The organism is Glutamicibacter nicotianae (genome assembly GCF_006539525.1).
Classification (GTDB): Bacteria; Actinomycetota; Actinomycetes; order Actinomycetales; family Micrococcaceae; genus Glutamicibacter; species Glutamicibacter nicotianae.
In genome coordinates, this window is record NZ_BJNE01000001.1 from 233,914 (window position 1) to 247,206 (window position 13,293).

13 protein-coding genes are annotated in these 13,293 nt (G+C 57.6%); 8 read left to right on the forward strand and 5 right to left on the reverse strand.

Annotated features, from left to right (window positions below):
• Positions 1-111: 111 nt before the first annotated feature.
• A complete protein-coding gene (locus ANI01nite_RS17125) occupies positions 112-738 on the forward strand; it encodes an arsenic resistance protein (protein WP_307723193.1) in 627 nt (208 codons plus the stop codon).
• Entirely contained in the window at positions 738-1,091 is a 354-nt protein-coding gene (locus ANI01nite_RS17130) for a hypothetical protein (RefSeq protein WP_307723194.1), read from the forward strand. Before ANI01nite_RS17125 ends, ANI01nite_RS17130 begins: the two co-directional genes overlap by 1 nt.
• Positions 1,092-1,425: 334 nt before the next feature.
• On the opposite strand, the gene ANI01nite_RS17185 is transcribed toward ANI01nite_RS17130, so the two are convergent.
• Together ANI01nite_RS17185 and ANI01nite_RS01080 are read right to left on the reverse strand one after the other, a co-directional pair.
• Positions 1,426-1,920, reverse strand: coding sequence for an SRPBCC domain-containing protein (locus tag ANI01nite_RS17185; RefSeq protein ID WP_141355334.1), 495 nt, complete (start codon positions 1,918-1,920; stop codon positions 1,426-1,428).
• Positions 1,921-2,091: 171 nt separating this feature from the next.
• A complete protein-coding gene (locus ANI01nite_RS01080; protein ID WP_073706241.1) occupies positions 2,092-2,454 on the reverse strand; it encodes an ArsR/SmtB family transcription factor in 363 nt (120 codons plus the stop codon).
• Positions 2,455-2,773: 319 nt separating this feature from the next.
• Here ANI01nite_RS01080 and zapE point away from each other — a divergent pair, with 319 nt between their 5' ends.
• The 6 genes from zapE to ANI01nite_RS01110 all read left to right on the forward strand — a co-directional run bounded on the left by zapE (position 2,774) and on the right by ANI01nite_RS01110 (position 7,420).
• The gene (zapE, locus tag ANI01nite_RS01085; RefSeq protein ID WP_170214526.1) at positions 2,774-3,826 is read left to right on the forward strand and encodes an AFG1/ZapE family ATPase; all 1,053 of its coding nucleotides are present in this window, start codon (positions 2,774-2,776) and stop codon (positions 3,824-3,826) included.
• On the forward strand, positions 3,823-4,464 hold the full coding sequence (gene def, locus ANI01nite_RS01090) for a peptide deformylase (protein WP_038991065.1): 642 nt from the start codon (positions 3,823-3,825) through the stop codon (positions 4,462-4,464). Before zapE ends, def begins: the two co-directional genes overlap by 4 nt.
• Positions 4,464-5,315: a putative RNA methyltransferase gene (locus ANI01nite_RS01095; RefSeq protein ID WP_141355339.1), complete on the forward strand. Its 852-nt coding sequence runs from the start codon at positions 4,464-4,466 to the stop codon at positions 5,313-5,315. Before def ends, ANI01nite_RS01095 begins: the two co-directional genes overlap by 1 nt.
• A gap of 104 nt (positions 5,316-5,419) precedes the next feature.
• Complete coding sequence (locus ANI01nite_RS01100; protein WP_038991063.1) at positions 5,420-5,896, forward strand: NfeD family protein; 477 nt, start codon at positions 5,420-5,422, stop codon at positions 5,894-5,896.
• Positions 5,897-5,949: 53 nt separating this feature from the next.
• Positions 5,950-6,888: an SPFH domain-containing protein gene (locus ANI01nite_RS01105; RefSeq protein WP_073706243.1), complete on the forward strand. Its 939-nt coding sequence runs from the start codon at positions 5,950-5,952 to the stop codon at positions 6,886-6,888.
• Positions 6,889-7,072: 184 nt separating this feature from the next.
• Positions 7,073-7,420: an RNA polymerase-binding protein RbpA gene (locus ANI01nite_RS01110; protein ID WP_038991059.1), complete on the forward strand. Its 348-nt coding sequence runs from the start codon at positions 7,073-7,075 to the stop codon at positions 7,418-7,420.
• Between the two features lie 255 nt (positions 7,421-7,675).
• Here ANI01nite_RS01110 and ANI01nite_RS01115 read toward each other — a convergent pair whose 3' ends face one another.
• From ANI01nite_RS01115 to ANI01nite_RS01125, 3 genes are all read right to left on the reverse strand, one after another.
• Positions 7,676-8,404 carry a polyprenol monophosphomannose synthase gene (locus ANI01nite_RS01115; RefSeq protein WP_038991057.1) on the reverse strand — a complete coding sequence of 243 codons (729 nt, stop codon included), beginning with the start codon at positions 8,402-8,404 and terminating at the stop codon, positions 7,676-7,678.
• A gap of 410 nt (positions 8,405-8,814) precedes the next feature.
• Positions 8,815-10,419, reverse strand: a complete 1,605-nt coding sequence (locus tag ANI01nite_RS01120; RefSeq protein WP_141355341.1) for an amidohydrolase — start codon at positions 10,417-10,419, stop codon at positions 8,815-8,817.
• Positions 10,420-10,474: 55 nt separating this feature from the next.
• Entirely contained in the window at positions 10,475-13,273 is a 2,799-nt protein-coding gene (locus ANI01nite_RS01125) for a DEAD/DEAH box helicase (RefSeq protein WP_141355343.1), read from the reverse strand.
• Positions 13,274-13,293: the final 20 nt, after the last annotated feature.

Consider the following 13,293-nt stretch of genomic DNA (forward strand, 5'->3'; position numbering starts at 1 on the left):
CTGGTGCTGTTTCGAGCGATCTCGGTTCAGACACACGCGTGCCTGATGAAGGCTCGCCACAAATGCCCTGGCATTCCTTCCTGATGCAAGGTCTGCTCTAGCATTAGTCCCATGAAGACGTGGCCTGGCAATGCATGGATGCAAGCTCACCAGATCGCTCTCTATCTCACCGCGATCGCGGCCGGATGCGTCTTCGGCCTGGTTTTGCCTTCAGCCAGCAAGGCGCTTGAATTCACGGTCAATCCAATCTTGGGTCTGCTGCTCTACGCTACTTTCCTGAGCATGCCGCTAACACGTTTGCCCCAGGCCTTCCGGGACATCCGGTTCATGGGTGCACTGTGCACCATCAATTTTGTCGTAGTGCCGATCGTGGCGTTCGGCTTATCGCGTCTGGTGGCGGGGGAACAGCCTCTGCTCTTCGGGGTTCTACTGGTCCTGCTGGCACCCTGCATCGACTACGTCATCGTGTTTACCGGCTTAGCTGGGGGAGACAGCCAAAGGCTGCTGGCCGCCACACCCCTTTTGCTGATTTTACAGATGGTGCTTGTGCCGGCATACCTCTACTTGTTTGCTGGCCCTTCTGCAATCAGCATGATCGTTCCAGGGCCTTTCCTGATGGCGTTGTTGGGGCTCATTACGCTTCCCTTGCTCGCAGCAGCACTCACCCAAGCACTGTCAACGCGCTTTGCACGGATGGAGTGCATCGGCGTTGGGCCGACTACCTCATGGTTCCCTTGATGATGGGAACGCTGTTTTGCGTGGTCGGTTCGCAGATCTACACGGTGCAGTCCAGCTTTGCCCAATTGGCGCTGGGCATCCTTGTTTTTGTCCTTTTTATAGGCCTGATGAACATCCTTGGATACTCTGCAGGAAAACTCTTCCAGCTACCCATGGCCTCACTGCGGGCCGCGACATTCAGCGGCGTCACCCGAAATTCACTGGTAGTGCTTCCACTGGCCCTGGCCCTGCCGGCGGAGCTGGAATTAGCCTCTGCCGTAGTCGTGAGCCAAACCTTGGTAGAGCTGCTTGGCATGTTGGTGATGGTTCGCTTCACGCCGAAACAAAGCACCACATTGCAATCCAAACTATAAGCAATACATCTCGAATATGATGATGCACCGTCGTTGGGGTCCTTGAAATGAGCGGATGGGGGGTGCCCATCCTGCACGACCAGAGCGGCAATTGCGCCACCAGACACAATAATATTCGATCGTTGAATCAATCCGATGAGCACTGGCCTCGTCGCCTATCCCTCCAGGGAGAAAGCGCCGAGATGGCCGAGAGTAAGACCAGCAGACCACCGATCGCGGCCCTGCACGGCGAAGGCGAGGTGAGCATCAGCTTCGTCCCAGGTGGTGTTTCTGCACGGTCATGCAAACCGTCCGCAAAGTCTAGAGAAATCGGAACCACCTGTCGGCAAAAAGATTAGGGGAGAGGTGCAGGCGAATCGCCTAAACTCTCGTATATCTCCCGATATAGATCCCAAAATTGATCCATCGACCGCGGCGCTCCCAGCAAGACGGACTCCAGATAGGTTAGATGCGTTTCCCACCCAGCCAAGTAAGTTGCGACGTCAACGCTGATATTTGAGTGGGTGAGCACGAGTTCAGCTCCGATCGGGACGGACCGCAGAATCCAACTAACCTTCGATTCCGATTCTTCTGGAAACTTCCAGGACATCTCAAGGGCCGTCGCTGGATCAATCCGCTCAATCAGGCTTTCGCAGATATAGCCTTCCGCATGTTCGATTTTCACAGTCGAACCCACGACAAGGTTGCCAGCGCGGTGGGTACCCAGCCAGAGTGGCAAGGTCTGGCAGCCAGTCAGCACATTCCAGAGTCGGTCAGCCGATACGTTGAAACACCATCGAAGAACTACCGAACCCGACGAATCGTCCGCGAACTTTCGGATGAGTGGCATATGAAGACACTACGTCGATACTTTGACGTCGCCAAGGGAAATAGCGCACTGAAACCCGAATCGGGGAGGCCTAGATTTCCACTACTTTACATAATGTAGATTATCGGCTTATCAGAAATACGGCTGGAAGTGGCTGCACTCGTCCCATTGACCATGCATTTCCACAGTTGCTTATTGGTCTTCCTCTAGGCGCGCATCCTGCAGATCAAGCCGATGCTTCGCGAAGTCCAAGGTCTGCCGGATGAACTCCCGCGATCGCTCGTCGTGCATCGAGTAAATTACGTGACGTCCGGACTTCCTTGTTTGAAGCACACCCGCGGCCCGCAACCTGGACAGCAACTGGCTGGCGACCGTTGGGCTGACGCCAATCAACTGGGCCAGATCAGACAGCGACAGGTCCTCCATGGACAACGCCCAGAGCATCTGAAGTCTTGCCGGATCAGACAAGGTCTTGAGCACGGTTACCGACATGTCCAAGAGATCACTGGAGACGATCCCGTCTTCAGTCGTTGGGACAATGAATTCGCTGGTCATCTCACGCACTCCCTCTCCGCCATTCGCCCGCCCTGGCCTGATCCAACCATTGCGGTCCAGCCCTATGGGTGTGTCCATTATGGCCACGGATCGCGATAAAGCGATAGATAGGCAAAAAATTCACATGGCTTGCGCGGGTTCATGGTCAAAACTGTGAGCACTCCCCTGCTTAAATCATCCATTTAGTTATACACGACATAACCTGTGACTAGTAGTTTTGACCAGAATTTCCTAGCACAAAGCTTTCATGCCGTCTCCAAAGGTGGCGATTGCATCACAGAAGATTGGTCGTATCAGTGCCCGGTGGCAAAATTTAGATATGGCTAAACCGCTGCTAGGCATTCCCCACAGGAATAAGTACGCTCGTCGGATCCATGAATCGCTCAAGCTGCAACATATCGAAGCTGATGCGGTCCAGAGTGAACTGATCGACCTTCTTGAACGCACTCTGCGCGCGCAGTCGCCCGCCAAACACCCCGGTGTCTATATTTACGGCCCTCCAGGCCGCGGCAAGACACTCATCATGAACACCCTGGTCTCCGTCTTGCCAAACGCCACCACGGCGCGCTTCCATTTCCACGAGTTCTTCCAGCGTTTGAATTCGCCGGTCAACCGCGTCCCTGGACAGCCACTGGGGGCGATCTTCGCGCAAGGGCTTGAGCGCGAACTTGCTGGAATCGAAGTCCTGGTTTTCGATGAATTCCATTGCACCGAACCCGGAGATGCGATGTTCATGGCAAAACTCATCCGGCATTGCACGGAGCATGAAATCCAACTGTTCACCACGTCGAACTACGGTCCGGAGAACCTGTTGGATGATGACACGTTCCATCACCTGGTGCAGCCAACCATTGACCGGATTCAACGGGACTTCATCGTTTTTTCCCTGGATCATTCAGTTGATTATCGCCAGCTCGAATCCGATCCAGGGCTCGTTCCTGACGGGTATCGGAAAGGCTCACTGAATCTTTTCGAGACGCCAGACGACATGCCAGTTCACGATACGATGGTCGAGATCGGCTACGACGAAATCGGTCCTGTGCACTTGAGGGCGGATGAAATCTGGATCAGCTTCGATCAAATCTGCCGAACCCGCCGCAATACTGCCGACTATCTGGAGCTGGCAAGCCGGTATTCGTGCTGGCATATAACTTCCATCCCAGCGAGCTCCACCTTGCCGATGGATGAGGAACGTCGACTAGCGAATCTCATCGATATCTTCTATGACAAGAACGTGGAAGTGCACCTGTACGCCGCGGACAATCTCGGCGATCTTGGCCATATGCTGCATGACACCGAAAGGGCTCGACTCACTTCGCGCCTGGCCCAACTGCAGCTCAACGAGTACGAACGGACTTGCGTTTCCCGATGAACACCCCATACACCGCCCAGGACATCGAGATTTTGGTTCGAGAAGTCCTGGACACGGCAAACGATGATCTCGTTTTGCCAATCGTCCAGCTAGGTCATCCAGTTCTCCGCCAGCAGGCCGAAGCCTACGACCACCAGCTGCCACAGGAATTGCTCGAAGAACTGCTCGATGCGATGCGCCAGACCATGTACGATGCTCCTGGCGTAGGCCTCGCAGCGCCTCAGGTGGGTATCCCCCTGCAGATCGCGGTACTCGAAGATCTCTATCCAGTTCCAGAGGAAATTGCTGCGCAACGAGAGCGTGAACCGCTGGATTACTTCGAGATCTTCAACCCTGCTTATGCTGCCGCCACGGATCGTGAAGCAGTGTTCTATGAAGGCTGCCTGTCCTTCGAGGGGTTCCAAGGCGTAGTCACCCGCCCCGCCGATATCACCGCAAATTACCAAGACCGCGACGGCCAGAAAATCACGCGCAACTTCTCCGGCTGGCAGGCCCGCATTTTCCAGCACGAAACCGATCACCTGTCGGGCACCGTCTACATCGACAAGGCCGTAACCCGCTCCTTGATCAACGAGTCCGAACTGTGGCGCCATGAAAGCATGGACGTCGCAACTGCACAAAAGGTACTGAAATTCTAATGTCCTCCGGCGCTACCAGCGTTACCTGTCCGGTATGCGAGCAACCCCTAGGCTACACAGGAACCCCGGGCAGAACCCTGAGCTGCGATGCAGGGCACCGCTTCGATGCCGCAAAACAGGGCTACTTCAATTTCTTGACTGGCAAGGGAACCAATTTCCTCGAAGACACCTCGGCCATGGTTCAGGCCCGTGATGCGTTCCAAGCCAAGGGGCATTACGAGCCTCTGGCGCTCGTGCTGTCCCAGCTGATCAATAGTCATCACCACGGAAGTTCTCTCGACGTGCTGGATGCGGGCGCAGGTACTGGCTACTACCTAGCAAGAATCCTGGAACACTCCCCTGCTGACGAACGTGATGCGTTGGCCTTGGACATCTCGCGCTTTGCAATGCGTCGAGCCGCGAAAGTTCCCAGCACGCTCGCCGTGGTCTGGGATGTCTGGCGAAAATTGCCCACGGCTGATCGATCACGCGATGTGGTGCTCAACTGCTTCGCTCCGCATAACCCCGCCGAGTTCCAGCGCGTGCTCCGTCCCGGTGGGATATGCATTGTCGTGACCGGAGAACCAGAGCATCTGAACGAAGTCATCGAGCCGCTGGGCATGCTCTCCGTCGCCCCAGGCAAGCAAGCAGCCCTGATTGAAAAATTTGATGCCGAAGGATTCCGCCATCTCGAATCCACGAAGCTGTCCTATCGAATGAATTTGAATACGGATGATCTCTTTCAACTTGCATTCATGGGTCCATCCGGTCACCACCTCTCGCCCGAATTGCTGCATCAGCAAGCTGTCGAACTGGGTGACCAGGCGGTAACCGCCTCCTTCGGAGTACACGCATTCGTCACGCAGGGCTAGAAAATACCCCAAAATGACTACACTCCTTACCCGACATCTACGGCAGAATGTAGGAAAGACCAGTTACGGCTGGTCAGGGTCCTAACAGAATTTAGGTGAATGCCATGACAACCGCCGAATGGATCATCAGCAACGCTTGGGTGATCTGGCTGGCACTGTTCTTGCTGCTGGCGATCATCGAGATGCTATCTCTTGATCTCTACTTCATCATGCTCGGCGTCGGGGCCCTAGGTGGCGTAGCGGTCGCACTGCTCAGTGGACCCATATGGCTGCAGGTCCTCGTATTCTGCGTTATTTCATTGTTGATGATCTTCTTGGTTCGACCAATCGCGGTCAAGCATCTACGGAAATCACCCGAGGGATTCCGCACGAACATCGAGCGGCTCATTGGTGCGGATGCACTAATTCTTGAACCGACCTCGCGCATGTCGGGTTCGGCCAAGATCCATGGAGAGATTTGGACTGCCCGCGCTGATTCGAGCGTTCCGACCATGAATCCCGGTACGTATGCCGTGGTTTCCCGTATCGACGGGGCAACTGCGTACCTGACCGCGAAGTCCCCGGACCCCGCAAACGGCTAAATAGCCTGACGCCCCAAATTCATCACTACTGCACAAAGAAAGAGAGTACGACCATGAATTCAGATGGTTTTGGCTTGACTATTGTGCTTGTCGTTCTGGCAATCTTCGTGATTGTCGTCCTGCTGCGCAGCGTGCGTATCGTGCCACAGGCACGTGCTGGCATCGTTGAGCGGCTCGGCAAGTACAACCGAACCCTAAACCCCGGCCTGACGATCTTGATACCCTTTGTGGATCGCTTGCTGCCCCTGCTGGACCTCCGTGAACAGGTTGTTTCCTTCCCGCCACAGCCAGTCATCACCGAAGACAACCTGGTCGTTTCGATTGACACCGTGGTCTACTTCCAGATCACCGAGCCACGCGCGGCCACCTATGAAATCGCCAACTACATCCAAGCTGTCGAACAGCTGACCACCACGACGCTTCGTAACGTCGTAGGTGGCCTGAATCTGGAAGAGGCCTTGACCAGCCGCGACCAGATCAATGGCCAGCTGCGCGGCGTGCTCGACGAGGCCACCGGCAAATGGGGCATCCGTGTTTCCCGTGTCGAGCTGAAGGCCATTGATCCACCGCTGTCGATCCAGGACTCGATGGAGAAGCAGATGCGTGCCGAGCGTGACCGCCGTGCGGCCATCTTGACCGCTGAGGGCACCAAGCAGTCCGATATCCTCACCGCCGAGGGTGAGCGCCAGGCAGCGATTCTCAAAGCCGAAGGTGACGCACAGGCAGCCATCCTGCGCGCGGATGGCGAGTCCCAAGCTATCCAGAAGGTCTTCGACGCAATTCACGCAGGACGCCCGGACCACGAGTTGCTGGCCTACCAGTACCTGCAGACCCTCCCGAAGCTTGCCGAAGGCACTTCGAACACCCTGTGGGTCATTCCGAGTGAACTGACCGAAGCGCTCAAGGGCATCGGCGGAGCACTGGGCGGCAACGGTTCAAGCAGCAAACCTGCGGCTCCGGAATCGCCATCAGCTCCCGACAGCAACCTCTAGCGACAACCGGTTGAGAACCGAATAGCCGTCTGCGGCGAGGTGCATACGATGCACCTCGCCGCAGACGCGTATAATGGATGTTTTGGCACCAAGAATTATCTTCACCTCTAGTCGGAGGGAATGATTTTCGAATGCCAAACGTTGGTACGTGTAGCGAATTCTTCAAACATCGCGGAGGGAAAACATGAGCGATCGCAGCCTACGAGGCATGCGCCTGGGTGCACAGAGCATGGAATCTGAGGCAGGTGTGGAGCCGGCTGCCCGTCAGCGCGTGGAATACCGTACCGAAGAGGGCGAGACCGTCTTCGTCGTCTTCGCTGCAGAAGCTGAAATTCCAGCGACCTGGCACACCAAGACCGGTAAGGAAGCCAAGCTCGTCCATGGCGAAGCCAAGGCCGAAGAACCAGGCAATGAGAAGCCTGTCCGTACCCACTGGGACATGCTTCTGGAGCGCCGTTCCGAGGAAGAACTGGAAAAGACTCTGGCTGACCGCCTCCAGCAGCTGCGTGCTGCGCGTGGAGAAGCCGTCTAATCTCCCCCACTGCCGGTTGGATGCCGTTTTGGCAAGTCCGCAAGGGTTTTAGTCGAGGGCCCGGTTTGACAGCATTATTGCTGTCAAACCGGGCCCTCGAACTTGTACCCGAATGGCTTGAGCCCAAACGCCGATGGTGATGCGTAATTTGCGGACGCTGTAAGGCGGATGCTTTAAGCTTTCCGATACTTCTGGGTTAAAGGGAACTGGCGTGCAACGATTCTTCGTTGCACGCCAGTTCCCTATGCCAAGTATTTACTTCTTGGAAGTCAGCTTCTTCCACCGGGCGCCCAAGCCCCAGCGGGTGACATTCCACATTGCTTCGAATACGATGTTGCCACTCATCTTCGAGGCGCCCAGTTCGCGCTCTACGAAGGTGACCGGAACTTCAACGATCTTCTTGCGCAGCATGGCCACGCGGAAGGTCATATCGACCTGGAAGCCGTAGCCCCGCGACTCAACTGCATCGAAGTCGATGGCTTCCAAGGTTTCGCGCTTGAAGGCACGGTAGCCTGCGGTGATGTCACGCAGCGGCAAGCCCAGCATGGTACGCGAGTAGAAGCTGCCGCCGCGGGAAATGATCTTGCGCAGCAACGGCCAGTTAACTACTTCGCCGCCTTTGACCCAGCGCGAACCGATCACGAGATCCGCACCTGCAGCGCTTGCCTCCAGAAGGCGTGGAAGCTGCTCTGGCATATGCGAGCCATCAGCGTCCATCTCAACCAGCACGTCGTAGTCGCGTGCCAGGGCCCATTCGAAACCTGCGATGTATGCGGCGCCTAGGCCATCCTTGCCGGTACGGTGCAACACATGGATATTCGAGTCCTCAGCAGCCATCTTGTCTGCCAGTTCTCCGGTGCCGTCGGGCGAGTTATCATCGACGATCAATACATCCGAGTCAGGAACTGCGGTACGCAAGCGTCCTACGGTCAGCGGAAGCGACTCCAGTTCGTTGTAAGTCGGAATGATTGTAATGACGCGCACGCGGCGGCACCTTTCTTGGTATTCGACACAAAGCTTGTTGCCTGCTCGGCTTCGGCCCATGGCTTCAGCAGGAATCTAGGCCAACAAGAGTTAATCCAAACTCAAATTATAGTCATCAATTGCAAGCCAGCGATCTTCGGACACCGTGTTAACGAACGATCCTCAGTGACTTCGGCCCTATTCTCTACGTCGAAAAGCACAGAGAATGTTATCTAAGGTCACTGAGGATCGTTGTATAAATTGCGTAGTTTCCAACGCAATGAATGTGCATCTCGAAGAGGCGCTTAGTCCAGCCTAGTGCGTACCCCACCTAGCCTGTCAACCATCAAATGACTTCACTCTTTATCTAGACAGCACTAGTCAGGATAAAATTCGTGAAATTATTCCACTTATTGAGCAACTGTTTCGCTTTAGGCTAATTCCGCTGGTTCGAGCGCATTGAAAAGCGTGACTCCAGCGCGTACTGTACGCAGGCACTGTGGAATCTCCTCATCAACCACCGGGAGCATCGGAGTCCCAGCACGGGCGTCAGTGCTCCAAGAACTAATTCGGACATCCGGGGTTTGCACAGCAAGTTCAGAGGCAGTCCACACCGCAAAGGTCGCCGGTGCACCGATCACGAGCTGCCCGGCAAATGGGTTCATCTCGCCCATGGCTCGATAGGTGGATCGAGTCTGCGCCAGGAAGGCCGCACGTGCAGAGATTCGCGCGTCGGCATTCGCCATGTTCATGCCGGCGCGCACAACCTGCCAGCCGTCGACCTCGGTGACCGGGGCATCAGAACCAAGCACCAGTGGGACACCGGCGGAGAGCATGGCCGAGAGGTTGTTCATTGAGCTTGCGCGCTCCCCCAGGCGCTGCGCATACATGCCGTTCGAACCGCCCCACGCCTGGTCGAAGACCGGTTGCATGGAAACCATGATGGCGTAGTTCAGCAAACGGGCCCGCGAAGCGTCATCAACCATCTCGACGTGTTCCAGACGGTGGCGGCACATCTGCAGCTTGGCTACGCCAATCTGCTCGGCGGCCAGATCGAAACCTGCCAAGACCTCGTCTAGGGCGCCATCGCCGATGACATGGAATGCTGCCTGGATTCCCCGGGAACTGCACGCAACCAGATGGGCCGCGATCTCCTCGCGCTTCAGGTACAAGCAGCCACGTTCACCTGCCAGATCGCTATACTCCTCGCGCAGGTATGCCGTGTGGCTGCCCAGCGAACCATCCACGCGAAGGTCGCCTCCCAAGCCCAGCAGCTTGCCTTGCGGGAACGACGCGACTATTTCCTGGGCGATGTCCGGATCGCTGACCAGTTCACCCCAGTAGGCATGCACCTGCGGCAGCTCAGGGTTGTCGATGGACAGCAGCTGTTCCAGTGCCTCGCGGCCTTCGATATGCGGGGCCGCCATCTCCACAACGCTGGCGAATCCACGCGAGGCATAGTGCTCCAGTGCCAGGCGCTGGTATTCCTGTTCGGCCTTCTGCGCGCCGGCCAGTGCTTCACGCACCGCGTCGTGATCCGCACCGGCAACGATGCCGGAGACAAGGTGCCCCAGATCCAGCAAATCCAGCAGTTCCCGATTCACCAATGCGCTATGCACATCCCGGCGGGCCAGATAGTAGCCACGGCCTCCAGCGGCACTGGTCAGGTCGGTTTCCGCAGGCAGTTCCTGGTTGGCCCAAGCGGAGTTGTCCCAGCCCTGGGCCAGTACCAGCTTGGTAGACTTCTGCGCCTGCTCGGCGACGAGGGACAGCAGCGACGAACCCGAGGTAGCTGCCCCCAGGTCGGCGCCCGACAGGGTCCGGCCCAGTGCGGCAAGGTGGGTATGGGATTCGACGAAGGCGGGGGTGACCAGGCCGCCCTTCAGGTCGATCACTTCGTCGACGGCCGCCACGTGGCGTTCAGCCGCGTCCTCGCCGCCCAACCAAGAAATGGTGTCGCCGTCCACCACCATGGCGGTCGCGAATGGATCGGCCGCCGAATAGATGGACCCGTTTCGGTAGAGTGATTTTGCCATCAGCGTCTCCCTTTTCTCCTGCACTGGCTAATAAGTATTCGACTGGACGACCTGGCTAGTCCAGCACATTCGAGTAGGCCACGACGCCGCGCTTGATCTGGTCCACTGCCTTGTAGGCGTTGCGCACCAGCAAGGGCGGAAGGTCGGAATTCTTGGCGAACTGGTCCAGCGTATCGATGACCTGCTTGGCCCAGCGCACGAAGTCGCCCGGTGCCAGATCGGTACCGCGCAACGCGCTGTTCAGGCTTGATCCCCGGGCCCACTTGTACATCGGCCAGATCAAGCCGGATTCCGGCGGAGCGGTCGGGTCGAGGTTCAACGCCTCTTCAGCATCCGAGAGTTCGCCCCAGATCTTGATGGTGGTGTTCCAGATGTCATCGATCTTGCCCGTGGGCATTTTCGGATCGGCACGATCCATATCCCGGCGCGCCTGGTAGACCAGGCTGGCCACCACTGCGCAAAGTTCTTCGGACTTGAGCTGGGTCAACTTTCCGGTCTCCAGGATCTGGCTGGTGAGCAGGTCGCGGTCGCCATAAATCCGGCGCAACCGGCGGCCCGAGTCTGTCAGCACGAAATCTTCGCCGCCGTCGGATGGAACAAGGTATTCGAACTGCTCCAGCACCTTGCAGACCTTGTCGAACTGCGTGGCAATGGTATTGGTCCGTCCGCGGATGGCGCGACGGGCCTTGTCCGTATCCTTCTTCAGCTTCCAGTACCTGTCGGCCCAGCGCATGTGCTGGTCCTTCTCCGAGCAGGCGTGGCAAGGATGGTCCTTGAGCTCAAGGCGCAGCGCATTGATTTCACGTTCGAAAGAATCCGATCCTTCGAAATCGAAGCTCTGGGCATCCTGGCGCGGAGGACGCGACTCGTAGATCGCGTTGCGCAGGGACGAGGCGAGGTCCCGGCGCTCCTTCGGCGTACGCCCGCTGAAGCCCTTGGGAATCTTGATCCTCGAGATGATCTGGACTGGCCCGTTGAGGTCTTCTACCGAGAGCCGGCGAAGCTGCGCTTCTTCGGTCAGGACCGTATGGCGGGGGTTGTACATTGCCTTATCAAGCTCGACGACCACGGCACGGCCAAAGCGGCGTCCCCCGGGCAAGTCAACCACATCTCCGCGGATCACTGCCTGCAAGGACTGCTCTGCTGCCGAACGGCGCTGGTGGCGGCGGTCCTTGGCAGCATTCTTCTCTACTTGCGCCAGATTCCGCTGCAGTTTCAGGTACTCCGTGAAATCACCGAGATGGCATTCCATCGACTTCGCGTAGCCAGCCAGGGATTCCTCCTTGGAACGAACCTGGCGGGCCATCCCCACCACGGAACGGTCCGCCTGGTACTGAGCAAAGGACGACTCGAGGATCTGCCGGGTCTGCTCACGGCCAAACTGCGCCAGCAAATTGGTCGACATGTTGTAGGTCGGGCGGAACGAGGAATTCAGCGGATAGGTGCGCTTCGATGCGAGGCCTGCCAAGGACTCTGGCTCCAGATCAGGGTTCCAGAGGACTATTGAATGGCCCTCAACGTCAATGCCACGTCGCCCCGCACGCCCGGTGAGCTGGGTGTACTCCCCCGAGGAGATCTGCACATGGGATTCGCCGTTGAATTTCACCAGCTTCTCCAGCACAACCGAACGAGCCGGCATGTTCACGCCCAGCGCGAGGGTTTCTGTCGCGAACACCACCTTGATCAGGTTCCGCGCAAAGAGGTCCTCGACGATTTCCTTGAAGATCGGCAGCAGGCCTGCGTGGTGCGAGGCAAATCCGCGAACCAGTCCATCGCGCCAAGACCAGAATTCGAGAACGTCCAGGTCTTCGCTGGGGATCCGATAGGCAACTTCATCCAGAGCCTGGGCAATCTCGGACGCTTCTTCATTGGTCGTCAGGCGCAGGTCCGCCATGGCGCACTGCTGGACCGCCATATCGCAGCCCTTGCGCGAAAAAAGGAAGAAAATCGCTGGCAGCAAAGCGGCACGGTCGAGCTTGCCGATCACCGCAGGGCGGCTGATGCGATGCCCCATCCCGGATCCACGCTGGGGTCCGCGGCCGCCACGGCCTCGGCCGCCGTTTCCGCGGCCGCGCTGCACGCGTCCTCCAGGACTGTGCGAGCGGACGAGCTTGCGCAGTTCGGGGTTGACCGAGGCTTTTGAATCGTCTTCGGCGACCTTGTCGAAGGCCACATCCTCGGCAAACAAGTCCACCACATTGGGGCCGACCATGACATGCTGGAACAGCGGCACCGGACGATGCTCGGAAACGATGATGTCGGTCTGGCCACGGACGGTATCCAGCCAGCCGCCGAATTCTTCGGCGTTGGATACGGTAGCCGAGAGCGAAATGATCTGCACGTTGGACGGCAGATGGATGATGACTTCTTCCCAGACGGCGCCGCGGAATTTATCCGCAAGGTAGTGGACCTCGTCCATGATCACGTAACCCAAGCCGTCGAGGGTCTGGGAATCCGCATAGAGCATGTTGCGCAGCACTTCGGTAGTCATCACGACGATCTGCGCCTCGGAGTTGATCGACGTGTCGCCGGTCAGCAATCCGACCTTCTGGGCACCGTAGCGGTTGACCAGTTCCGAATACTTCTGGTTGCTCAACGCCTTGATCGGCGTGGTATAGAAAGCCTTGCGGTTCTCACCCAGCGCCTGGTAGATGGCGTATTCGCCAACTACGGTCTTGCCGGCGCCGGTGGGTGCGGCGACCAGGACGCTGTGCCCTTCTGCGACCTTTTGGCAGGCTTCGGCCTGGAACGGATCCAGGTCGAAGGAGATGCTGGCTCGGAATTCCGGAAGTGCAGTGCCGTTTTCGACCTGCCGTGCCTTGGAAATCGCGTAGCGTTCCGCGGGTGAAGTCACTTGTGGTCGTTCACTTTCTC

What these genes read in the sequence shown, in the direction of transcription:
- zapE (WP_170214526.1), top strand. Translation starts at nt 2,774, where the DNA reads ATGGCTAAACCGCTGCTAGGCATTCCCCACAGGAATAAGTACGCTCGT.
- ANI01nite_RS17125 (WP_307723193.1), top strand. Translation starts at nt 112, where the DNA reads ATGAAGACGTGGCCTGGCAATGCATGGATGCAAGCTCACCAGATCGCT.
- ANI01nite_RS17185 (WP_141355334.1), bottom strand. Translation starts at nt 1,920, where the DNA reads ATGCCACTCATCCGAAAGTTCGCGGACGATTCGTCGGGTTCGGTAGTT.
- def (WP_038991065.1), top strand. Translation starts at nt 3,823, where the DNA reads ATGAACACCCCATACACCGCCCAGGACATCGAGATTTTGGTTCGAGAA.
- ANI01nite_RS01100 (WP_038991063.1), top strand. Translation starts at nt 5,420, where the DNA reads ATGACAACCGCCGAATGGATCATCAGCAACGCTTGGGTGATCTGGCTG.
- ANI01nite_RS01120 (WP_141355341.1), bottom strand. Translation starts at nt 10,419, where the DNA reads ATGGCAAAATCACTCTACCGAAACGGGTCCATCTATTCGGCGGCCGAT.
- ANI01nite_RS01110 (WP_038991059.1), top strand. Translation starts at nt 7,073, where the DNA reads ATGAGCGATCGCAGCCTACGAGGCATGCGCCTGGGTGCACAGAGCATG.
- ANI01nite_RS01080 (WP_073706241.1), bottom strand. Translation starts at nt 2,454, where the DNA reads ATGACCAGCGAATTCATTGTCCCAACGACTGAAGACGGGATCGTCTCC.
- ANI01nite_RS01105 (WP_073706243.1), top strand. Translation starts at nt 5,950, where the DNA reads ATGAATTCAGATGGTTTTGGCTTGACTATTGTGCTTGTCGTTCTGGCA.
- ANI01nite_RS17130 (WP_307723194.1), top strand. Translation starts at nt 738, where the DNA reads ATGATGGGAACGCTGTTTTGCGTGGTCGGTTCGCAGATCTACACGGTG.
- ANI01nite_RS01095 (WP_141355339.1), top strand. Translation starts at nt 4,464, where the DNA reads ATGTCCTCCGGCGCTACCAGCGTTACCTGTCCGGTATGCGAGCAACCC.